Genomic DNA, 20,534 nt, shown 5'->3' with positions numbered 1-20,534 from the left:
TCCTGGGCGGGGCTTTGACGCCTCGGGTCTTTTTTAGTCCTGAATGATGAACTTGCAGTGGCGGGAACCCGATTCCTTTTCCTTCGCCTCAGAGGTGATGGTGCCGAAGGTCGCGACGGTCGCGACTCCCATGTAGGGGATGGATAGTGTTCTTGCTCGGCGTTCAGTGAATGCCGATCGGAAGATCTTTGTAAGCATGTGACTTTCCTCCTGGCCTTTCTAGTTGTTGAAGTGTGGTCAATTAAACCGCGTGCCGTACATGAAGCAAAGCTATCAGCGGAATTGTTACCGTACTGTAACACCGTTTGTGAAGCAAATTGTGGGTTTGAAACAACAATTTCTTCCCGGGTGTGGCGCCAAGCTGGGACTATGGTGAAAACGCGGGTGAAAACGCGGGAGAAAACGCTCCTCTACAGGCGTTTTCCGCTCTCCACGTCGAACATGTGAAGGCCGCCTTCGACCACCTCAACGTTGATGATCTCTCCTGCTTCGACACCGGCGCGCGGGCCGGTGCGCACGACGATGTGGCCCGTCGATTCAGTGCCGTGCCCTTCGGGTACCCAGCCGCCTCCGGCGAGGTTGCCGTAGAGGTAGGAGTCGGAGCCGAGTTCTTCGACGAACTCCACTTCCACCGGGATCCCGGCGCCACCCTGCACGATGCGCAGCGCTTCGGGGCGGAAGCCGAGAATGACGTCGCCGTTTTCCAGCGGCACCGGCACCGCGGCTGAGCCGAGGCGGGCGAAGCCATCTGCGACGGTGAAGCGGGCGAGGTTCATGGCGGGTGAGCCGATGAAGCCGGCGACAAAGACGTTGTCGGGGTGGTTGTATAGCTCGCTTGGGGTGCCTACCTGCTGGAGTACGCCGTGGTCCAACACGGCGATGCGATCGCCCATGGTTAAGGCTTCGGTTTGGTCGTGTGTGACATAAAGGGTGGTCACGCCCATGCGGCGTTGCAACGCGGCGATCTGGGTGCGGGTCTGCACGCGCAGTTTGGCGTCAAGGTTGCTCAAAGGTTCGTCCATGAGAAAGACCTGAGGTTCGCGCACGATGGCGCGGCCCATGGCCACGCGCTGGCGTTGTCCGCCGGACAGCGCCTTCGGTTTGCGGTCGAGATAGGCGGTGAGGTCGAGGGTGCGGGCGGCGTCTTCGACACGTTTGTTGATCTCCGCTTTGTCCATTCCAGCGAGTTTGAGGGCAAAGCCCATGTTTTCGCGCACGGACATGTGGGGGTAGAGCGCGTAGTTTTGAAACACCATGGCGATGTCGCGTTCTTTAGGTTCGAGGGTGGTCACGTCGCGCTCACCGATCAGGATGCGGCCCTCGTTGGTTTCCTCAAGTCCGGCGAGCATGCGCAGCGCGGTGGATTTACCGGAGCCGGAGGGGCCGACGAGGACGAGGAACTCGCCGTCGGCAAGCTCGAGCGATAGCTTGTCAACACTCGGTGTATCCGCCCCGGGGTAGACCCGTGTGGCTTGGTCAAAAGTCACTGATGCCATGTTGTTGTTCCTCCATCGGCAGGTACGTGCCGAACGATCCGTTGTGCAGGTTTCGCCTCAGTCTAATTGCCTTCCCCCTGAGATGTTTCACGTGAAACATGGCAAAACTATGCTGGCTGCCATGAGCGCGGAGATCGTCACCACCTTGTTTCTGGCCCACCCCAAAGACCTCGAGGAGGCCTACGAAACCTACCTCAACCGCGTTGAAGCCAGCCCAGCACTGATCCACGCGATCTCGCCGCACCCCCAACCCGTCGACGACCCCTACACCCTGTGGAACTTGCGCACCGAAGCCGCCTATGACAACCTCGCAGCCCCCGAAGCCATGCAGCTCTTCGAGGCCAATGCGCTCGTCGACATGGACGGCGCGGACCGCGACACGATACTTGACAACTTCTTCCTCGACGAGTCCTTCACCACCGCCCGCTTCCCCTCCCAGATCAACGGCCTAACCGGGCTCGTGTTGCGCGACCCGATCCCCCACGACAGCGAGCTTTCGCTAGTCACCGTGGTCTACCTGGGTGCCGACGGAGCCGAAGAACGCATGCAGCAGCTATTTAACCAACTGCTTGCAGCCAGCCACGTCGTCGCCTACGAGCCAGAGATCGCGCTTGCCGACGCCCTCGACAACCCCGACCTCATCGGCCCTTTGTGGATCCGCGACGCCACCTTGAACATTATCGGCCGCGGCGACCGCGTCTTCTCCCCCGGCAAAGACGCGTGGTCAGGCTGGTTTCTCACCCCGGACTGCCTGCCGCAGGTGGAAAATCGCCTCACCGAACAATTCGGGCCCGAGACAGTAATCATCGCGCGCGCCATTGCCGAGCCATTTTAACGCGCCTACTATCTGCCCATGGCTTACGGCAAAGAGATCAAAGAGTTCGCAGCGGTTATCGGCGCTGCAACGCTCATCGCCCTCGGCGTCGGCGGTGCGGTAGCCGCCAACTTCGAGGTACCCGCCGCCGAAGAAGTCGCGGTTTCTGCGGCAACGCAGGCCCCGCGCCTGCAAATCAGCGACCCCCACAACCAACTCAGCCCCGAAGATGCCGCCCGCCTGGAGCGAGACGCCTCCCAGCTCACCTTCTCCGACACAGTCACAACCGTCCACTTCCTCGTCTTTGGCGATTCCCGCGACAACCTCAACGACACCGTCGAGGAATACGTGCGCGCACACCACCCGGAAGCGATCGGCCCAGAAAAATTCGCCGACGGCGTCCTCATCCTCAGCGTTGCAACCGACAAGCGCAACGTGGGCGTGTACGGCGGGGAGGACGTCGACAAGCAAATCAAGCTGCGCGAACGCGTCGACGAGATCAACGAAGCGATGAAACCCGGCATGCGCGACAACAACATCCCCGCCGGGTTCATTGCCGGGCTGCGCACCGCCGCAAGCCCCGAGAAGGTGCAGGACCACGCTATATCCTCCGCGAAAAGCAACCGCACAAGCGCCAGCGCAGGCATCGGAAGTGTCTCCGGCATCGTTTCCTTGGCCGGAGGATTCATCGCCCTAAGCATGCGCACCAAACGCCGCAAAGCGATCGACAAAGCACGCGAACAGCACGCCCTGATCACCCGCGAATACGCAGAACTCGGGCAGCGCCTCGACAGCATCGACATCCGCGCTAACTCTTTGAGCTCAGCCTTCGTCGACCAACAAATGCGCCACGACTGGGCCGAAGTACGCGAGCGCTTCTTGAAACTGCACGACAGCGTCTCCGGCGCCGCAGGGGTGGGAAGCGTCGACCCAAACGACGACAAACAGCTCTACAACAACCGCGCAATGCTCGACCGCGCCTACCTCACCACCACCCAAGTCAGCAACGCCGAAGACAACATCAACCGCATTTTCGCCGTAGAAAACGGCGACGAAGATGCCCGCCGTTTCGAACTAAGCAGCCTGCGCAAAGACATCAAGACAGCGGTGGTCGACGTGCACGACGAGACACTGCGCAACCGCCTGATCGGCCTTGAAACCCAGGTGGAAGAAATGGACCGAAACCCCGGCGCGCCGGGGTTCGTGGCCGACTACGTGCGCCTTCTCGACGATTACGGCGTACTCATGCAGGCAGTTAAACAGCGCGAGTTCAGCGACGTGAAGGAACACAACGCGCTAGAGCGCCCCCGCATTTGGGATAGCGGCTACTACTACCCCAACTACGTGCCCTACGTTGTTCTCAGCAACTGGCACACCTCCAACGTGCAAGCCGAGCAGGCCGCCCAAGTTCAGGCCACCTCCAGCTCGAACACGTCGTTTAGCTCCGGCTTCTCCGGCGCCGGCGGCTCCAGCGGGTACTAAGGTGTCGCGGAAGGCAACACCGATTCTTCCACCCGCCGCCTCGCCCACGGGGCTAGCGCGCAACACCCGTGGACTCCGCGCACGACCACACACGCCGCGAACCCGAAGGAAAAACCTCTGGCCGACAACCAGGCAGGCGCACCAACCCCCTGGGGTATGCGGGTGAAGTGGTGGCTTCCTTGCGCTGCTTGAAAAGGGCGCGGGCCGCTCACAACAAAGGCAGCGACGTCATTTCGCTTCGGGAGCAGCCGCGGAATCGAGACCATAACCAAGCGGATCCTTAACGCCCGAAAAGCCGCAACCGAACCGACAAGGAGCTAAACCATCCACGCATCTGACCTGAGCAACGTCGATTCCCTGCTCAGCGAGAGCAAAAAAGCGGGGCGCGACGAGATTCGCGCCTTCGTCGAGGCGGACAGATTTCCGTGGCGAAGCTGCAGAACACGCGCGTGGCCATCGACATCGCGCGTCAAGCGCGCACCATCTTCGGCGGCAACGGCGTCACCCACGACTACTCCCCCATTCGCCACGCGGCGAACCTGGAGTCTGTGCGCACCTTTGAGGGCACCGATGAAATGCACACTTTGATTCTGGGGCAGAAGATGACGGGTCGTGGGGCGTTTGCCTGAGAAGGACTGACTGCGCGGTGAGCAACGCCGTGCCTGCCCTAGGATTGCGCTCATGCCAATGATCAACCGCCTGCGCTACCTGTGCATCATGATCGGCGGCTTCCTCGGGCCCTTCGCCGGCCAGTCGCTCGCCGTGGTGCTCCCGGAGTTCGCCGCTGACTTTGGGATCTCCCTGCATTTGGCGTCGCTGACGATGACGGCCTACCTGCTGCCCTTCGCTATTATGATGCTGTTTTCCACCTATTTGGTGAGGCAGCGTTCGCCCTCCCACGTGGTGAGGGTGGCCTACGCGGTGATCGCGGTGGCGTCGGTGGCGTTGGTGTTTTCCCCGGTGTGGTGGGTGTTCCTGGTGGCTTACGTCCTCGCGGCGCTATCTAATGCGTTTACCGCGCCGCTGCTGCAACTGGTGCTGCGCCACATCACCCCAGATAACCAACTGGGCAAGGCGCTGGGCACGTATGCGGCGATGCAGTCCTTTGGCATGTTTTCTGCCCCGTTGGTGGCGGGGGCGACGGTGTCTGTGGGTTCGTGGCGGTGGATGTACGTGCTCCTTTTGGTGTTCGCGGTGCTGATCGTGGGCGTGGGCCTGCCGTATGTGCCGCCGCCGGGTAGCGCCCGTGGCCCTCGGGTGTTGTCGTGGCGGGCGCTGCGCGGCTGTTTGACACTGTTGTCGATCGGTGTGGGTGTGATCGGCCTTTCTTTCCTTGTCGCCTTGCACGTCGGCACGCTTTTCGACGCCCCACCGCTGACCCGAGGTTTCATCGTCATGTTCGGTGGGCTGAGCGCTTTCCTTTTGGCCCGCCCCGTCGGCGCTTTGGCGGATCGTTTCGGCCTCCGCCCGGTGGTGGTGGTTTCCCTGCTCGTCGCTGCGGTTGGAGTGTGCGGTGTTGCGCTGAGCCCCTGGATGGCGGCGATCGCCGTTTTGTGGGGTGTGGCGGTGCTGGCCGCCCAAGGCGTGCAAGTGGGTGTCAACATGCTGGTGTTATCCACTCCGGGTGGGGGCCAGATGTTGTCGACTATTCAGTCCTTCCGCTTCTTCGGCAGCGCCCTGACTCCCATAGTGATCTTGCCGCTCTACACGGCCTCTCCCCTTCTCGCCTTCGGCGCCGCCGCGGTCGTGTTGTGTGCGGCGGCGGCGCTTAACATAACCGAACTGCGCCGGTGAAAACCCTGGGAAAAAGCTAGGATAAGGGATGTAGTGTTTATTGTTTTCCTAAGGAGGATTCGTTGAATACCCTGTCTCGTTACATTCTCGCGCCTCTCACTGCTTCCGCTGTGATCCTGACCAGTTTCAGCAACGTTGCCGGTGCCGCCCCGGATCCGACCACGGGAGTGGAACTTAACGTCGGTGAGGACCGCTTCGTCGCCGGTGCCTTTAGCTTCAACCCCTCGGCCGGGACGACCGAGGGCGCCCGTGCCCTCAAAGAACTGCGCAGCTACATGTGGGACGAAAACCCGCAGTTCCGCGGCTTTAAAGAGGACAATTACGAAGGCACGCTTCGCGACGCCGCCCGCAAAGAAGGCATCACCACCAAGGAGCAATACCTCAACATCAGCGTCGACCAGGACCTGAACTGGATCGCCATTCAGCGCGCCTCCGAGGTCACCGCGTACATGGCGCACAAGCGTCCCGACGGCAGCCAAAGCACCACCGCCACGCGCAACGGCCGCAGCCTCCTCATGGAGTCGCTTGCGGTGGGCACACGCAACCTAGACTCAACAGTTGTGCAGAACTGGGGCAAACGGCAACTGCCTAACCTCATTGCCAACCAAGGACGTGCGACCGCCTACAACACTGACCTAATTCACATGATCCACCCGCGCCACACCGTGTGGGGTTTCGGCGCCGTAGAAAACCGCTCCCGCTCCGGCTTCGCGGCTGTCACCGGCAACACCCTCGTCACCCCAGGTAGCGCCAACGGCGAAAAAGTGTCGCGGTATCTGCACCGCGCAGCCACCGAAAGCGACACCCCGACCGGAGTCAAAACCGGCACCCCGCCTGCCCAAGACACTCAAGCCCCACTGAGCTCAGGTGCAGTACTCAACCCGGCGATCATAATTCTCATCGCCGCGATCCCGATTCTGCTTTCGCTGCTCGCTGCGGTGGGACAACTGGGTATCAACCTCAGCTCCATCCTGCTGAGGTAAACACCCGCCACATGTGTAGCCCTGCGATCCAAGCCTGACGCAGGGCTACATTTCTTAGCGCAGCACCCGCACGCGCTAAGAAAAAGCACTGCGGCGCAGATACATGTGTGCCGTGCCGGCGCTGCCTCGGGTTACAGGTGCCCGCCTAGCCAGCACCCCAAATCAGTACATGAACACCGAGGCGTCGTTGGCGCCCCAGCAAGAGACGATCTGCTCCCGATCCACCACACACTCAAGATCATAATCCTCGCCGGTAACCGGGCTGTGGACACGAACCGCCGAAGGCAGCAAGTTACGCACATTATCCGAAGTTGCGTTGAGACCCTCCGTCAACGCATCAAGCGCGGCTTCCGCGAACTCGCACGAGGTGTTCGGCCCCGCCGCGATCGTGTTCAGCCCGAAACCATCGCCGTAGACACAGACCTCTGCGGTCCCACCGTTGACGGCGACTGTCTCACCAACACCGGCAGTGCCAGCCGTGATAGGTACAGCTTGCGCATCGGGCGCAATGCGAGCACCCTGCTCCGGCGTGGAAGAACTCTGGGAAGTTTCAGTAACGGTCTGCGTTTCCGGACTAGAATCTTCCTGACTCGAGCCACAAGCTGAGAGCACGGAAACCGACAAAGCCCCAACAACAGCGATGGACGTGCGGAAAAATGTCATGGGAAGTCCTTCGAGGTGTGCGAGCTGACAACAACGGACGGCCCGAATCAGGCCTTGAAGCACCCCTTATGTTTCACGTGAAACATAAGGCAAGAAAATCGCGCATTTTCTTCGGATGTTGTCGCTGCGGGGGTGCTTAGCTTTCGCTTGAGGTGGAGAAATTCTGGGCCAAAAAAATGGGTGGAGCTTGGATTTAAGCTGCGTACTAAACGGCCGACGGCACGTCCGAACGCAAGGTGCCTGAGCCTGAGTCGAAGGGGTTGAGTCGCACAACGTCGAGACTGCATAACGGTCAACTCCACAGCAGACAAAGCTTCACTGCCTAAACATCCGGAGGTGCGGAACGTGGCGAAGCCGCAATGTAGTCTGCGCAACGAACTAGAGCAGTTGTGATACACCCCAGCCCGGCCTCATACGCCTGAAGATCACGCACAAACGGCTGGGGCTTTATGCTTCTTGGGAAGCATTGCCGAGAAAAGGCCCCTCACCTAATGAACTGCTCCCCATTAATTGGACTGAGAAATCAGATATCTACTGATGGGGAGCAGTTCTATGAGAGCGCGAAGTTCTTTGAACATTGATCAGCGAGAGTCTTCAAACCCGCGCTTCTTCACGCCTGTGTGCTAAAGGTAGGTGCTGGCATTGACCAATGCTCAAAAAACGCCCACACTGCAACATCTGCGGCAAAACGATGATCAAAAAAATGGCACCACCTCTGCGAAACGCACCCGGTGGCGGTGCCCAGGATGCGGGGCCTTCTCAACAAAGCGGTGCTCCGACATCGCCAACACAGCAGCATTCACCGCGTTCATCGACCACCTGACCATCGGCGCTAGCTTGAGCGCCGGTGGTCAGCCGAGTCGGCGTCAGTTCTCGGATCCTGCAGCGCCGATTCCAACCGTTTTGGTTGATCGTCGTTCCCGACCCCACACTCGCTCACGCCGGCCGTGTCTACGACCAGGTGTTTATCGACGGCACCTACACCGCTGGCGGCTGCCTGCTCGCTGCAGCCACCATCGACAACGTCATCGCCTGGCATTGGTGCAAACACGAAACCACAGCCGCCTACACCGACTAATGCGACCGCATCACCGCCCCGCTGATCGGCGTCATCGACGGCGGCCAAGGAGCCGCCAGCGCAATCAAGAACTGCTGGCCCACCACCACAGTCCAACGCTGCTTCGTCCACGCTCAACGCGTCGTACGCCGCTACTCCACCTCACGTCCCCGCACGGACGCCGGACGAGCAATCTGCCTACTCGCGTTAAACCTCACGAAGATCCACACCCGCGACGCCGTCGCCTGGGCCGTGCACCTGCACGGATTCTGCACCGTCTACAAAACCTTCATGAACGAGAAAACCTGGACCACCGACCCACGCACTAAGCATCGACCCCGGCCGCGTGAAATCCACCACGAACAGCCTCGAAGGTGGAATCAACGCTCGCATGAAAGAGCTCGCCTACGCCCACCGAGAGTGAACCAACGAACACCAGCGCTGGATGCTGGATTGGTTGCTCTACCTAAAAACAGAACTGCCTGACGATCCAGTTCGAATTGTCAGACAGTCCAACTGGGGCCAGGACCAACTCGCCAAAGTTTCAACCCTGACCCACAACGAGAACCACACCGACTGCGAAACCGGACGACCAGCCCTCTCCGACAACGCTGTCGACACCACCGACCCACTCAATCGGCATCCAAAAAGGCCACATCTAACCCCCACGACACGCCGACCCTTAACCCCATTTTGTCGTGTAGACCATAAAAGCCCCGGTCGCAGTACTTTCGCAGAGGCGAGCACGGGGCGTTCACAAATAATCTAACCTTGAAGGCGTGGTTTGTAAAGCTGAATCGCTCGCTCACAAGGTGATGAATGATTTCCCGCAGCCTAGGATGAGGCCATTTCTGGACGCGGCCGATGGTGATGTGGATAGGGCGTTAGATCTCTACCAGTGGAATGCGGAAATGGCAGGGGCGGTGCTGGAGCAAATCTCCCACCTGGAGGTGTTGTTGCGGCAAGCCATCGACACTCACATGTCGAGTTATATCAATGAAACCCAATCCGGGATCCCTTGGGTCCTTCTGCCGCCCTGCAGCACCACTCAAGGTGCGGCGATCGAGAAGGTACGAGAGAGACTTCGTGCTCGGAACCAAGAGACACGAGATCAAATCGTCGCAAATCTCTCGTTTGGATTCTGGTCCGGGTGGCTCGGTTCAAAATACGAGGAGTTGTGGAGGCAATGTCTCCACAAAGCCTTTCCACATAGTCCTGGACGCCGCGCGGATGTCGCCGGGATCGTCGAACAGATTAGGAAATTCCGCAACCGAGTAGCCCACCATGATTCGCTTCTTAATGTTGCCATCAAGTTCGAGATGGACGCGGTCTTCCGGCTAGCTGAGTATATTAGCCCCGACGCCGCAAAGTGGATGCGATCTGTGGACCGAACCCAAGCAGTAGCGACGCGCCGACCGTGTACGACAATGGACACGGTCATCGTTCCAGCCCAGAAAGCATGGCCGCTTTACCAGTCGATCCCTGCCTATGTGTGTCAGGCAGGCCGCTATTTCCAGGATGTTCAGTACGTTGCCTTCTACGCTGACCGGGCGATTCAACCGGAAGTCCTGGAGTGGTCTGGTTTTTAGGGCCAGGTGACTTAAGCGGCTTGTAACCATTGTTTCTTGTATTCCTCTGGGGCGATGAATCCTAGCGCCGAGTGAGGATGGTACGTATTGTACCGGTCCGACCATAGGCCCACACAGTGACGCGCGTGGGCAACGTCGAGGAAGCATTCCTGTTCGAAAAGTTCATCGCGCATCCGATTGTGAAGGGATTCCACAAACCCGTTATGCCACGGCTGTCCAGGCGGAATGAACGACCGAATCGTGTCTTCTTCCTTCGCCCACTTTTCCAACGCGGCACTGATGAATTCAGGCCCGTTATCCATCCGCAGCACCCGAGGCCGCCTACCACGGGTCAGGGTGATGACATCGAGCAATTCAGTGACCGTTGAGGCATCGATGCGGCAGTCAACGATAAACCCAATATGTTCACGGGTGAACTCATCAATAACGTTGCAGACCTTGAAGGCGTGTCCGTAGTAGTCGGAGTCAAACTGGAAATCCAGAGCCCACACATCATCCGGGCATGTCGCTGGCTCGACTCGCGGGGTCGGATCGTTGAGATTCTTCGGTTTTGCCTTCTTTCGTGGCATTACCCTTAGTCCTTCTTGGCGCCATAAGCGGCGAACAGCATCACGGCCGACGTCAAAGCCTTCGTCACGGGCTTTAACCCAGGCCCTCCGATAGCCCCACCGGGGAAAGCTAGCCGACCAGGCGTTAAGCCAGAGCCGCAGGTCGGCATATTTATCAGTCGTCGCCGGATTCTTAGCTAACTGCTGGGACCGTTGAAATGAGCTTCGAGAAACCCCCACAATCAGGCACGCCCGACGCTGGGATAGACCCATCGCCTCGATGAGGTGACCGACAGCGTCATAGCGCCTCGTGGGGTTTAGAAGTTTCCCTCAGCCAACTCCTTGAGCGCAGCCTTCTCCAACTCGGCTTCGCCCAACAACTTCTTGAGCTTGGCGTTTTCATCACGCAGCGCTTTAAGCTCCCTGGCTTGAGTTCGGTCCATCTGCCCGTACGTCTTCGACCACCGAGCAAGAGTTGCCTCACTGATCTGTAGCTGACGAGCCACATCGGCGTTGGTCTTACCTTCCGCCTTGAGCTTGGTAGCTTTCTCGAGCTTGACCACAATCTGTTCCGGGGTGTGTTTCTTAAACTTCTTCATCATTGACCATCTTCCTACCCCACAGCGGGGCAATCCTGAAAGACACTCAAGTCAAGTGGCCCGAAAAACGCAGCCCAGTCCAGTCCCTCGCATCAAGAAACGACTGGAAAACGTCGTTTGGACTGAGGCCGAGGCCCAGAAGCTCAAGCAGAGCGCCGACAGAGACGAGAAGAAACTCGGAGAAATAATCGAAGAATCTCGTTCGCTGGGTTGGACCGAGGGAAAATACCAGGTTTTCCTTCTCACGAGGCCGGAAGAAAAATCACACATCACCCTTGAAGCAGCGCTGAAAAATTCGCGGGCTGGCAAGAACTCAGCCTATGTGCGGAAGCAGCGCTACGCCAGCAGCCACCGACTGCAGCACATATCTGACTTGTGGAATCTTTGACCGAGCCGCGGGGTGCTATTTGGCTGTTCGTTTTCGAGGGTCGTGTTCGTGGCGGTGCTTGGACCGTCAGGGAGAATGTGAAACGCCGAAGCTACGGAGTGCAGTACAAAATCTCCTTGAAGTCATCGTTTGAGGAAATGCTCGATCAGCTCCGCGAAAAACAGCAGCAAGGCAAGTACGGTATCGATTTTGAGAAGTTGATGGTGATTTTCTTAAGCACCGCCCCGACCCTGGCGGAGCAGTTCGACGAGGTCTACCGCTGGGCGGATTGGCGCTACAATGCGGGTATTCCTGATCGGGGCATCGACATCGTCGCGCTCCGCGTTGACGACGATAGCTGGGTTGCTGTCCAGGCGAAGTTTTACATGCCGACCACCACCATCCAGAAGGCTCACATCGATTCCTTTTCGAGGCATCGGGATATTCCTTCGACACGGAGAAGGGCACGCAGCATTTTTCGCACCGCTACATTATCTCGACCACGGACCAGTGGTTGAAGGATGCCGAGGCGGCGCTGGCAAAGCAGGTCATTGATCGCGTTGAGTCGGCCAAAAGGAAGTACTCAACGATCTCGACGCCCAGCAGTCAACTGACCCCTACTGGCGCAGCCGGTCACGGTGTTTCCTCTGGAGCAGTGGCAGGAAGCGATCTACACCAAGCTGGTAGATAAGGTAGGCACCCGCACCTACTGGGAGGATAGGGCGGATGACGTCGCGGCGATCGCGAGGCGCACATCATCCGCATCAGAGCGCTTCTCGACGGCGTCGGCGCCACCTTGAAAAAGGAGTTCGACCTCTTCGTCGACGGCCTGCGCGACAATCTCAACGACTCGATCACCGACGACGAAGCGATCAGCACGCCAAGTGCGGGTTTTTGGTAGGGGTGTTCCACGAAGGTGGTCGGGGTGGTATTCCGGCTTGTTGGTAGGGGGAGCCCGTCCTTGCTTGGACGGGCTGGTTGTTGGGGTTAGGTTTCTGTGGTGTTGCGGATTGTTGCGAGATGCTTGCGCATGTCGAAGTCTCCGATTTCGAGGTGGCGACCGCTGCTGATTCTGCTGACTAGGCAGTCGGCTCCTACCCGGTTGGGTAGTGCTTTGAGCCAGTAGCCTGCGCTTGATTGCGATGAGATGATGGTCGGAAGCCGACCTTCTCTGTCGAATATGATCTTGGTTAGGTCGTCTTGTCCTCGGGAGTCTAGTTCTAGGGTGAGAAAGTCGTCGATGATGAGGACATCGACGTTCGTGATCTTTCTCATTTCCTCTTCGTAGGACTTATCCGTGGGTGGGAAGGCCGCTAGCTTTGAAGCCAGTTGATCAAGGCGGAAGTACATCACGCAGTACCCGGCTTGGCATGCGGCGATTCCGAGCGCGCAAGCGATGTAGGTTTTGCCTGTGCCGGCAGGTGCGAGCAGGTGTAGGTTTGTGGGGTTTTCCCGCCAGTTTGTTTTCGCAATCCGCGTCAGCTGTCTGGTGTCGATACCTCTTTCTTCGGGGTTGGTGATTTCAGCGAGGCTGGCGTGGGGGTAGCGGAATTTTGCCTGTGCGATGGCTTTGGCAATGTTGCGTTCGGTTCGTCGTTGCGCCAGGATCTCAGCTGCTGCGAGGAAGATGTCCTCGGGGAGTTCCTTGGCATATTCGTCGCTGGTGACGAGGTCGAAGTAGACTTCGGCAAAGGTTGAAAGCCGGAGGGCACGCAATTGTGCCCAGGTAGTCTCATCCAGGTCAGTCATGGTGCTTGTGCTTTCCTTCGGTGAAATGTTCTGCTGAGCGGATGAAGACCTCCGATTCCAATCCGGTCAGGTCGATCGGTCCACGGCCTGGGGCTGTGGCTGTATCCCCGGGAGATGCGGTAGGATGGTTCTGGTGGATGTTGGACTGCACACGTTGGATGACTGACCGCGCGGGGGCGAGCTGTTTGTCGAGGATGTATTGGCAAGCCGGTTCCAGGGTGGTTCCGTTGTGACGTTTGCCCAGTGTTACGAGAATCAGGCTTGCTTGCTTCATTGCTTTAGGCACGGCTTTGTCGAATCGATCGAGTACCTTCTTAATGACCTCCATAGTTGCGGTGCCATAGGACGAAGCCCACGAGAGGAGTTCATCGCGGGTGTAGGCCTTCGAGGTTGAGGACCCATCGGGGCTATGAGCGGGGTCTGAGGAGTACCGGTAGCGAAACCCGTGCAATCGAGGATGCTCGGCAACAAGTTCATCGTTGTAGAAAATACTGACTATTGATTGGGTCAGACGGGCTCGTACCATCTTGCCGACGAGGGTAAACGGCACAGAGTAGTACTGGTAGTCGCACGTGACGTGCCAAGAGCGATCGACTTTCAGGCTACGCCACAACACTTCAGTAAACCGATCGTCGGGAAGCGCACGCATGAGGGGACGTTCATCTGCGTCGAACAGGTCCCTGCGTGTCACCCCGTCTGTACGGGCCCGGACCTCGTTGATGTCATCGACTCGTCTACTGATCGCTTCATTGAGTTCTTCCAGACTGTAGAAGCATTGATTGTCGAAGTAGCCCAGGACCAGGGAATACACGGTTTTCACGGCACGTTCAACGGCAGCCTTGTCCCGCGGCTTCGCTGGCCTAGTCGGCACGATCAAAATGTCGTAATACGACGCGAAGTCAGCGTAACGGTCGGTGATCGCCCGGTACGAAGAGTTCTTCTTCGGTTGGTACGTGGCCGTTGATGCGTTATCAGGAACGATTATCGCAGGTCCGTGCCCCTAAGTAATCCAAAGTAGCGACGTGGCAGTCAATCCAGTTCGCCATTTTCTCGTTTCGAGTGGCCTTTGCAAACAACAGCCCTGAATACGGACACACCGCGACGAAGATCGACGCGTGAAACGCGGTCCTACCGGTAGCAGGATCGGTGATAGCGAACTTGTCACCAGCCCAATCGACATACAGTTCCTCACCCGGCTCGTGCTCGATGACTTCAGAAAGCCCGTGAGTCTTGATATAGGCAGCAAAACCATCACAAAACTGGGTGTACTGGTACTTCAGCATCCCAGGTTCCGCCGGTGAAGAATAGTATTTCTCCCACAGAATGAACCTGGTCAGATGCTTGTTCTTTGCAAGCTTGGCCGCTAGAGCTTTGTAATCCGGCTGGACATACGAAGCTTTGCGCGCTCGGCGCCCGTCAGGGAAATGTTCATCAAAGAACTCCGGAGACAGCCTGGTAAAGGATTCTGCCGTGATCCCGTAGGAGTTGATGACAGTGATCACGCGAGCGATATCGCGATTAGAGCACCCCAACGCAGAAGCAATGTCGCCATAGCTTTTACCTTCGAGTCGCATCGCCATGATCCCTTTGAATTCAGCCATAAAGATGGCCTCCTTGGTCATGAAAACGTGTCACGATGCCGCAGAATTGACGACATCGCCACCAAGAATCATGACCCGACCACCTACCCGAAATCACCCCTACCAACTACGCGGACTACCCCGACCAAACACCCGAAAACGACATCCTCTACGAACTTTTCTGTATCTCGATACTCCTCAGCAGTTTCGACCGCCTCCGAATCGGCGCCAGAGGGGACGAATCGACCAAAGAGCTTCCTCCACATGGCGTACATTGAGGATGCTCCTTCAGCGACAATCGCGTCTTCGCTTAACTGGACGGCCTTCTTTGCCTTCTGCTGAAAATTCTTCTTTACCTTGACTTTCTGATTACTTCCCAGCGCGCCCCAATACTCTTGCTTTGGTAACTCCGATAGGTAGGTAAAAAAATTCGAGCACCATCTGGGAAGACAGCAGCGTCGATTCCCGAAAGGCCGACGTTTGGTCGTAGAACCCCAAACAAGGGTGTCGATGAGCAAACCATTCATCGGCACTGCATGCTTACGCTCCTCGCTGCTCAATGGTGTATTTATCGTCATTGAACCCCACCTTCCGTTTCTAGGGTAATGACGGTGTCGTAGAGGCCGACGGTGCGCAGGTCCTTGTGGCTTCGGATACCGGTGTAAGACAGTGAGGCGTCTTCGTAACGACGGAAGGAGAAGACAGCTTGGTTCATGTGGATCGAGTTGAAGACGCCGAGGTTGATGAGAAGGTGAAAGTCGCTGACGCTAAGGCCTGTGACCTGCTTGAACAGATCAGGCTCGATCTTGGTGATTACGTCTTGGAGGGTGTTCTCGCGGCAGTCGGTGAGGTACATGAACGCAGGAATACGGGTGGCGAACTTGATGAGCTTCTCTTGGATCTGTTTCCGCTTATTCCTGTACTCTTTCTCATCGTCACTTAGCTTCTTCTTTTCGGGCTTGCTGAGGCTCCCGCCTTTCTCCTTCTTGGTATTCGACACTGCCTCGGACTTATTCACAACGGTTTCGAAGACTTCCTGGCCGAGCGCACGGAATCCTTCGATGTTCATGATGGCTTTCATCGCTTCGGCGCTGTTCATAATCTTGCGCAACGTTACGTTATCCACGTTGACCAAGATTGCGGACTCCCATTTGCGGGCGAGCAGAGTGGCAGAGGTGCCGGCCATCGCGATGTCGAGGATCGCACTGGCGTCAACTTGGGTCATGTTGGCACCGTCGTAAGCTAGGACGGGCAGGAAGGTCACAAGTTCGGCAACCGCTGTCTCAGGGTTCGAGGCTTCAGGGTTCAGTCCGGCACCGTAGTCGGCGATCTGACGCAGCGCACGTGAGGGGGCAAAGTCGAATACAAATGCGACGGGTTTGAGGTTCTCTTCCCGGCTCGGGTCATCGCCGTCGGGGTTTTTGATCGCCCACGGTGACTGCACCCGAAACGCCGCTTGGAAGTAAGTCTCTGGACTGCTGAGGTTGCGTAGCATGAGGATGGACGCCCACTGCTTGACGGTGACCCCGGTGGTGAGCTTACCGCAGGAGAGCGTAATGGTCTGGGTTCCATGACCGTCCCCGATTGCCGCGCGCACAGGTGGGAGCGCGTCGATGCCTACCCCGGCGCTGCTCCCGGCAACGACTAGCACCTCGTAGGCATGCCAGTAGGTGTTGTGCCGGGCTCGTAGCAGATTTGCCATTGCGTGACAGGCGGCCACGTTGGGTAGAAACCAAAAGGAGTGTTGCAAATATGGCAGCAATCGTGAGTCTGCGTAGGGAAATGGCGGTCGCGTGCCAGCCTTGAGTGAGTCGAGTTGTGTGGGAGCGTGCTTCCCGCGGATCAGATCCAACCACTTCTGAACATCGGACTCGTGTGTGAACCGCGCATCCAAACCGGCACCGGTGGCAGCGAAGAATTCGTTGAGGTCAAATTCGTCAAACTCGCCGTGGTGAGCTACAGCAACGAGATCGTCGGGCATCTGGTAGGTCATTAGTCGCATTTCGGGTAGCGCGCCGTAGGGGTTCCATTCACCTGGATGGTTGGTGGTCCACTGCGCTTTGGCGCGCTGCTCATCTGTATAGGTCCAGTTGAAGATCTGCTCTTCAATGAACTCACCCGTCCCGAGTGCCTTGAAGGGTGTGCCTGAAAGGTACAGGTACGCACGGGTCGTGATGGGAAGAAACTCGTCTTCGTCGTTGGCGAGCTCCTCTAGCTCCTCCCCGAAGGTGTCGAGTTCAGGACGGTACTCAGCGGCTAGTTCCTTGGAGGCTTCCATCTCGTCTTCACCTGCGAACAGTTCCTTGGCCGACTCCCGCCAGGCACCGAAGTGATATTCGTCGAAGATAACTAGATCCCAGTTGACGGTGTGTACCCACTCGTTTTTGGATTTAATGAGACCCGTCTTTTTGTCCTTGCCCAGCAGGTCCTGGAAAGAACCGAAATAGACGAGCGGACGATCATTGTCGATGGGCTCCGCATTGCCCATGGTGGTGGCATTCCTGTATTGCCAGTTCTCGAAGTCGACATGGCTGGCGAGGTCTTCGTGCCACGCGTCTTCGACAGCGGGCTTGAAGGTCACAACCAGGACGCGTTTCGCTCCAATTACCTTGGCAAGCTGGTATGAGGTGAAGGTCTTCCCGAATCGCATCTTGGCATTCCACAAGAATCTCGGGGTGGCCTCCGCGTCCTCAGCCCAGATGGACTCGAAGTACTCGCGCGTTCGTGACACGGCCTCGGCTTGCTCTGGACGCATCGCAAAGGTTTGGTAGCGCTTGCCGGAGTACTCCTGCCCAGTACGAAGCTCTGTAATCGCCGCGAGCACGTCCGACGGCGTGCAGCGTACCCACTCTCTCGAGGAGCCAATGCGCGGGTTGTCGAATCCCTTCGATACCAGACGGGCGATGACGTCGCTGTCACGGAATATCGAGCCATCTTCCCGTTCAGCAATGACATCAGCATGAATCGTAAACTCCTGTTGCATCTGCCCTTGAGACTGACGGATTCGGTCGGCGACCTTCTCCTTAGTGGTCTGCCCCACCTTGATCAGCCCTTGATATTCGGGTGAAGGGAACTTCGGTGTCCACGCATAGATCCGCAGCCGTGATGACGGCTTAGCCGGCAACAGTTCAGCGAGATTTTTCGGCATAACTACTTGGCTTCCAGTGGGCGGACAATTGACTCGATAAACTCAATTTCCTCGTCAGAGATACCGTATTTGTCGTACAAGATTTCATCCGTCCATTTCCGATCCCAGGTCTGTACCGGAACGAATCTGTAAACTCTCTTGGTCGCATCTTGAGAAGCCTTATGCAGTAAGATCAGAAATCTAGTGAACCGACAGTGAAGATAGGACAAGGCGCTCTCCGCAGCTTCTTTTGATGCGAAAGGTGCAATACAGAGATAAGTCTCAGAGCTCACTTCTTGGGGCGCTCCCAAGAAGGGGGTGCTGATGATGCGGTGAGGGTACGTGTCACGGTTACCGGTCCCCGGGGCGGCTCGGCCTACAAAGATTTTCCATTCATCGATTAGGTTGAGGCCAGTCGTAATATCGCCCCTGGCGATGAATGCTTTACCACCCTTCTGGTGAACTGTTAGGTCACCTTCGTTGCGCGAAGCGTTTCCCCTATAAGTAGTTGATAAACCAAATGGTTTTCGGGAGCTAACAAGGCTCTCAAAGGACGAGAAATTATCCTTTTCTACCTGTTGAACTTTCCGAAGAATCGACACGCCCTGATTGAAACGAATAAATACGTCAGCGCCTTCTTCGAGCAATGGGCGGGTTTGGGTCGATGTAGCCCAGTCCTTCAAATTCGTGGTGACCGTGCAATCACCTGGATTGTCCCGGTCCCACAAGAAGAAGCAAACGCCACCCTTCAATCCCACCCCGTTGAACAAGTCGGAAGCGTTTAGATAATCGGTAATGGATCGTAGGCGCTTGTCATTTAGCATTTCGTGCCGGAAGTTGTCCAGCCCTTTGCCTCCGGTGAACCAGCGTGAGGGGATAATCATTGTAAGGTAGCGGGGTTCAAGTTTCTTTGCTTGGGCAACGAAGTCTTGATATATAGGGGCGGCAGATTTTCCGTGACCGCCGTCTGATAGCTGGTATGGCGGATTTCCAATTACAACGTCGAACTGCATGGACTCTCCGAAGATTTCTGTCAGGTTTTGGTGGATATTGTCGGTGTGCGTGAAGGCATAGGCGTGAGATTCGCGTTCTTTCCCGCGGTCGTAGTCTTCTTCACCAGCTCCGCAGTAGGCACACCGTCGATTCGTGTAGACGGTGAATTCTTCTCCCGATGTGGGATCGATCCGGAATTTTCGGGTACCGCCAGTCCAAGTGTGCTCGGTGCGTTGAAACCAGATGTTCCCTGCGTCATCATCAAAGGCGGTGCAGATAGAGTGTTCGCGACTGGCCCATTTCGAGCAGTAGACACTGCGACGCGCCAGCATAGCGGTGAGTTCGGTGATCGCAATCCCGTAGACCTGCTTGGTGAGGATGTGGTTTACCCGTTTCTGCAAGTCAGGGATCTGACTTGCGAGCCCCTCGGTGAGCCGTTGCGTGATTTCGCGCAGGAAGATTCCAGATTTGGTGAACGGGTCTAGGAACTTCAGGTTCGGGTTAGCCCAGATGTCTGCTCCGTCATGATCAGCGGCCCAGGCTTCTGCGAGTTGGTCAAGCATGGCGTTTGCGATCTCGGGTGGGGTGAAAACCTCATCGTTCGAGAGGTTTGCAATACAAGTGAGGACATCTGGGTTATGACCGTGTTGCAGCATCATCGCCTCCCTTCTGCGATTTCCGCGACGCTCATCGGTTTGTATTCTTTGTGTGGCCTGAATATGTCGTCATCGTCGAGTTCTGCAAATAGCGTGCCAGCGAAGGAACTGCGTTGGGTGAGTTTGCTGTACTGGAAGTCCCTGCGTTGGAACTTGCCTTTACCGACGTAGCCCCACTCAGGAAAAGTCACGTGCGTGCCATCGGGGCGCTTCATGGTCAAGGCATCGGCCTGCACGATGTTGACGGCCAACACTCTCCGCGCAACAGCTTCCCAGATGGTGTCGTTCGGGTCGTTAATGAACTGGGTGAAAATATCCGCGAGGTTGTCTCGGCACAGTTGGGCGTTGTCTTCAAGGAGTTCAATGCCGTAAATGCACATGAGGGCGAGAATTGCATAATGGCGGCGTTCGAACTCGCTTCTGCCATACTTGTCCTGCACCGTGGCGAGCTTGCGCACCAGTACCTGGCAGAGGAACGCGCCTTCGCCGCAAGCCGGTTCGAGGAATCGGGAGTCAATCCGCTCAGATTCATCCTTGACTAGGTCGAGCATCGCTTCGACGATGTGAGCGGGTGTGAAAACTTCGCCGTGATCCGCGACGCGCTGTTTAGACTTTACCAACTGCTCGACTGCTGGCATTGGATTATTCATCGATGGTCTCCAGAAAGTCCTTGGGGCGGCAACTGATCGATTCACTGATGCGACGTAGTACATCGAAAGGTGCGTTTCGCTTCTTGTTTATCTTGGCGATTATTGCTGTCGATAGACAAGTGGTCAGGCGAAAGTTATCTTTGGTCATGTCTCGGTCGATGAGGAGGAGGTATACCAGTGTGAACCTGGTGGTTACTTTGGGCCGCCTCCTTTATTCGATTTGATGTTCTATTTGAAGCCGAGGGTCGCCCCGAAGTTCCGACCTGCGCAAGGATTCTCTGCCACCCAGTCCGAGTCTGAAAGCATATCCTACCCAATAACAATGAGCTTAAACATATTTTTCATAGCATACAGGCTGTTGCCGTAAACGTCAGTGTCGGACGGCAG

General features: G+C 57.2%; 19 protein-coding genes and 4 pseudogenes. 11 read left to right on the top strand and 12 right to left on the bottom strand.

What is annotated here, in order from left to right; genetic code table 11:
• Positions 1-410: 410 nt before the first annotated feature.
• A complete protein-coding gene (locus tag VLL26_RS08770; protein ID WP_342318712.1) occupies positions 411-1,496 on the bottom strand; it encodes an ABC transporter ATP-binding protein in 1,086 nt (361 codons plus the stop codon).
• A 121-nt stretch (positions 1,497-1,617) separates the two neighbouring features.
• Here VLL26_RS08770 and VLL26_RS08765 point away from each other — a divergent pair, with 121 nt between their 5' ends.
• The 5 genes and pseudogenes from VLL26_RS08765 to VLL26_RS08745 all read left to right on the top strand — a co-directional run bounded on the left by VLL26_RS08765 (position 1,618) and on the right by VLL26_RS08745 (position 6,569).
• The gene (locus VLL26_RS08765; protein WP_342318711.1) at positions 1,618-2,331 is read left to right on the top strand and encodes a hypothetical protein; all 714 of its coding nucleotides are present in this window, start codon (positions 1,618-1,620) and stop codon (positions 2,329-2,331) included.
• An 18-nt stretch (positions 2,332-2,349) separates the two neighbouring features.
• Entirely contained in the window at positions 2,350-3,792 is a 1,443-nt protein-coding gene (locus tag VLL26_RS08760; RefSeq protein ID WP_342318710.1) for a DUF5129 domain-containing protein, read from the top strand.
• Between the two features lie 380 nt (positions 3,793-4,172).
• Positions 4,173-4,421: pseudogene (locus VLL26_RS08755) on the top strand (acyl-CoA dehydrogenase family protein); the annotation flags it as partial.
• A 52-nt stretch (positions 4,422-4,473) separates the two neighbouring features.
• On the top strand, positions 4,474-5,586 hold the full coding sequence (locus tag VLL26_RS08750) for an MFS transporter (protein WP_342318709.1): 1,113 nt from the start codon (positions 4,474-4,476) through the stop codon (positions 5,584-5,586).
• 62 nt (positions 5,587-5,648) lie between these two features.
• Positions 5,649-6,569, top strand: coding sequence for a hypothetical protein (locus VLL26_RS08745; protein ID WP_342318708.1), 921 nt, complete (start codon positions 5,649-5,651; stop codon positions 6,567-6,569).
• Between the two features lie 162 nt (positions 6,570-6,731).
• Here the strand turns inward: VLL26_RS08745 and VLL26_RS08740 are convergent, their stop codons facing one another.
• Positions 6,732-7,232, bottom strand: coding sequence for a hypothetical protein (locus tag VLL26_RS08740; RefSeq protein WP_342318707.1), 501 nt, complete (start codon positions 7,230-7,232; stop codon positions 6,732-6,734).
• A 649-nt stretch (positions 7,233-7,881) separates the two neighbouring features.
• On the opposite strand from VLL26_RS08740, the pseudogene VLL26_RS08735 reads away from it, so the two are divergent.
• A pseudogene (locus VLL26_RS08735) lies at positions 7,882-8,951 on the top strand (transposase-like zinc-binding domain-containing protein).
• Between the two features lie 153 nt (positions 8,952-9,104).
• The gene (locus VLL26_RS08730; protein WP_342318706.1) at positions 9,105-9,878 is read left to right on the top strand and encodes a hypothetical protein; all 774 of its coding nucleotides are present in this window, start codon (positions 9,105-9,107) and stop codon (positions 9,876-9,878) included.
• 11 nt (positions 9,879-9,889) lie between these two features.
• Here the strand turns inward: VLL26_RS08730 and VLL26_RS08725 are convergent.
• Both VLL26_RS08725 and VLL26_RS08720 read right to left on the bottom strand, forming a co-directional pair.
• Positions 9,890-10,732 (bottom strand): annotated as a pseudogene (locus VLL26_RS08725) (IS3 family transposase); the annotation flags it as partial.
• 11 nt (positions 10,733-10,743) lie between these two features.
• The gene (locus tag VLL26_RS08720; RefSeq protein WP_342318170.1) at positions 10,744-11,028 is read right to left on the bottom strand and encodes a transposase; all 285 of its coding nucleotides are present in this window, start codon (positions 11,026-11,028) and stop codon (positions 10,744-10,746) included.
• 52 nt (positions 11,029-11,080) lie between these two features.
• Between VLL26_RS08720 and VLL26_RS08715 the strand changes: the two genes are divergently transcribed.
• The 4 genes and pseudogenes from VLL26_RS08715 to VLL26_RS11155 all read left to right on the top strand — a co-directional run.
• Complete coding sequence (locus VLL26_RS08715; protein WP_342318705.1) at positions 11,081-11,413, top strand: hypothetical protein; 333 nt, start codon at positions 11,081-11,083, stop codon at positions 11,411-11,413.
• Positions 11,414-11,550: 137 nt separating this feature from the next.
• A complete protein-coding gene (locus VLL26_RS08710; protein WP_342318704.1) occupies positions 11,551-11,910 on the top strand; it encodes a hypothetical protein in 360 nt (119 codons plus the stop codon).
• A complete protein-coding gene (locus VLL26_RS11160) occupies positions 11,883-12,083 on the top strand; it encodes a hypothetical protein (RefSeq protein ID WP_425292313.1) in 201 nt (66 codons plus the stop codon). The genes VLL26_RS08710 and VLL26_RS11160 overlap by 28 nt, the downstream gene beginning before the upstream one ends.
• A pseudogene (locus tag VLL26_RS11155) lies at positions 12,007-12,269 on the top strand (hypothetical protein); the annotation flags it as partial. The gene VLL26_RS11160 and the pseudogene VLL26_RS11155, both read left to right, overlap by 77 nt.
• Positions 12,270-12,379: 110 nt before the next feature.
• Here VLL26_RS11155 and VLL26_RS08705 read toward each other — a convergent pair.
• The 8 genes from VLL26_RS08705 to VLL26_RS11150 form a co-directional block, all read right to left on the bottom strand.
• Positions 12,380-13,141 (bottom strand): ATP-binding protein, encoded by a 762-nt coding sequence (locus tag VLL26_RS08705; protein ID WP_342318703.1) that lies wholly within the window; start codon positions 13,139-13,141, stop codon positions 12,380-12,382.
• Positions 13,134-14,012, bottom strand: coding sequence for a Mu transposase domain-containing protein (locus VLL26_RS08700; RefSeq protein WP_342318702.1), 879 nt, complete (start codon positions 14,010-14,012; stop codon positions 13,134-13,136). The genes VLL26_RS08705 and VLL26_RS08700 overlap by 8 nt, the downstream gene beginning before the upstream one ends.
• A gap of 100 nt (positions 14,013-14,112) precedes the next feature.
• Positions 14,113-14,742: a transposase gene (locus VLL26_RS08695; protein ID WP_342318701.1), complete on the bottom strand. Its 630-nt coding sequence runs from the start codon at positions 14,740-14,742 to the stop codon at positions 14,113-14,115.
• 83 nt (positions 14,743-14,825) lie between these two features.
• A complete protein-coding gene (locus VLL26_RS08690; protein WP_342318700.1) occupies positions 14,826-15,299 on the bottom strand; it encodes a hypothetical protein in 474 nt (157 codons plus the stop codon).
• Complete coding sequence (locus tag VLL26_RS08685; protein WP_342318698.1) at positions 15,296-17,869, bottom strand: DEAD/DEAH box helicase family protein; 2,574 nt, start codon at positions 17,867-17,869, stop codon at positions 15,296-15,298. The genes VLL26_RS08690 and VLL26_RS08685 overlap by 4 nt, the downstream gene beginning before the upstream one ends.
• A 2-nt stretch (positions 17,870-17,871) precedes the next feature.
• Positions 17,872-19,500 carry an Eco57I restriction-modification methylase domain-containing protein gene (locus tag VLL26_RS08680; RefSeq protein WP_342318697.1) on the bottom strand — a complete coding sequence of 543 codons (1,629 nt, stop codon included), beginning with the start codon at positions 19,498-19,500 and terminating at the stop codon, positions 17,872-17,874.
• Positions 19,497-20,147, bottom strand: a complete 651-nt coding sequence (locus tag VLL26_RS08675) for an N-6 DNA methylase (protein WP_342318696.1) — start codon at positions 20,145-20,147, stop codon at positions 19,497-19,499. The genes VLL26_RS08680 and VLL26_RS08675 overlap by 4 nt, the downstream gene beginning before the upstream one ends.
• Positions 20,140-20,295 carry a helix-turn-helix domain-containing protein gene (locus VLL26_RS11150; RefSeq protein ID WP_425292263.1) on the bottom strand — a complete coding sequence of 52 codons (156 nt, stop codon included), beginning with the start codon at positions 20,293-20,295 and terminating at the stop codon, positions 20,140-20,142. Before VLL26_RS11150 ends, VLL26_RS08675 begins: the two co-directional genes overlap by 8 nt.
• Positions 20,296-20,534 lie beyond the last annotated feature (239 nt).

The organism is Corynebacterium sp. BD556 (genome assembly GCF_038452275.1).
GTDB lineage: Bacteria > Actinomycetota > Actinomycetes > Mycobacteriales > Mycobacteriaceae > Corynebacterium > Corynebacterium mayonis.
This window is presented reverse-complemented; position numbering and strand designations above follow the sequence as displayed.

Excerpts from the sequence above, each read along its gene's own strand:
- VLL26_RS08770 (WP_342318712.1), bottom strand. The coding sequence starts at position 1,496 with ATGGCATCAGTGACTTTTGACCAAGCCACACGGGTCTACCCCGGGGCG.
- VLL26_RS08765 (WP_342318711.1), top strand. The coding sequence starts at position 1,618 with ATGAGCGCGGAGATCGTCACCACCTTGTTTCTGGCCCACCCCAAAGAC.
- VLL26_RS08760 (WP_342318710.1), top strand. The coding sequence starts at position 2,350 with ATGGCTTACGGCAAAGAGATCAAAGAGTTCGCAGCGGTTATCGGCGCT.
- VLL26_RS08750 (WP_342318709.1), top strand. The coding sequence starts at position 4,474 with ATGCCAATGATCAACCGCCTGCGCTACCTGTGCATCATGATCGGCGGC.
- VLL26_RS08740 (WP_342318707.1), bottom strand. The coding sequence starts at position 7,232 with ATGACATTTTTCCGCACGTCCATCGCTGTTGTTGGGGCTTTGTCGGTT.
- VLL26_RS08730 (WP_342318706.1), top strand. The coding sequence starts at position 9,105 with ATGAATGATTTCCCGCAGCCTAGGATGAGGCCATTTCTGGACGCGGCC.
- VLL26_RS08720 (WP_342318170.1), bottom strand. The coding sequence starts at position 11,028 with ATGATGAAGAAGTTTAAGAAACACACCCCGGAACAGATTGTGGTCAAG.
- VLL26_RS08710 (WP_342318704.1), top strand. The coding sequence starts at position 11,551 with ATGCTCGATCAGCTCCGCGAAAAACAGCAGCAAGGCAAGTACGGTATC.
- VLL26_RS08705 (WP_342318703.1), bottom strand. The coding sequence starts at position 13,141 with ATGACTGACCTGGATGAGACTACCTGGGCACAATTGCGTGCCCTCCGG.
- VLL26_RS08695 (WP_342318701.1), bottom strand. The coding sequence starts at position 14,742 with ATGGCTGAATTCAAAGGGATCATGGCGATGCGACTCGAAGGTAAAAGC.
- VLL26_RS08690 (WP_342318700.1), bottom strand. The coding sequence starts at position 15,299 with ATGACGATAAATACACCATTGAGCAGCGAGGAGCGTAAGCATGCAGTG.
- VLL26_RS08685 (WP_342318698.1), bottom strand. The coding sequence starts at position 17,869 with ATGCCGAAAAATCTCGCTGAACTGTTGCCGGCTAAGCCGTCATCACGG.
- VLL26_RS08680 (WP_342318697.1), bottom strand. The coding sequence starts at position 19,500 with ATGATGCTGCAACACGGTCATAACCCAGATGTCCTCACTTGTATTGCA.
- VLL26_RS08675 (WP_342318696.1), bottom strand. The coding sequence starts at position 20,147 with ATGAATAATCCAATGCCAGCAGTCGAGCAGTTGGTAAAGTCTAAACAG.
- VLL26_RS11150 (WP_425292263.1), bottom strand. The coding sequence starts at position 20,295 with ATGACCAAAGATAACTTTCGCCTGACCACTTGTCTATCGACAGCAATA.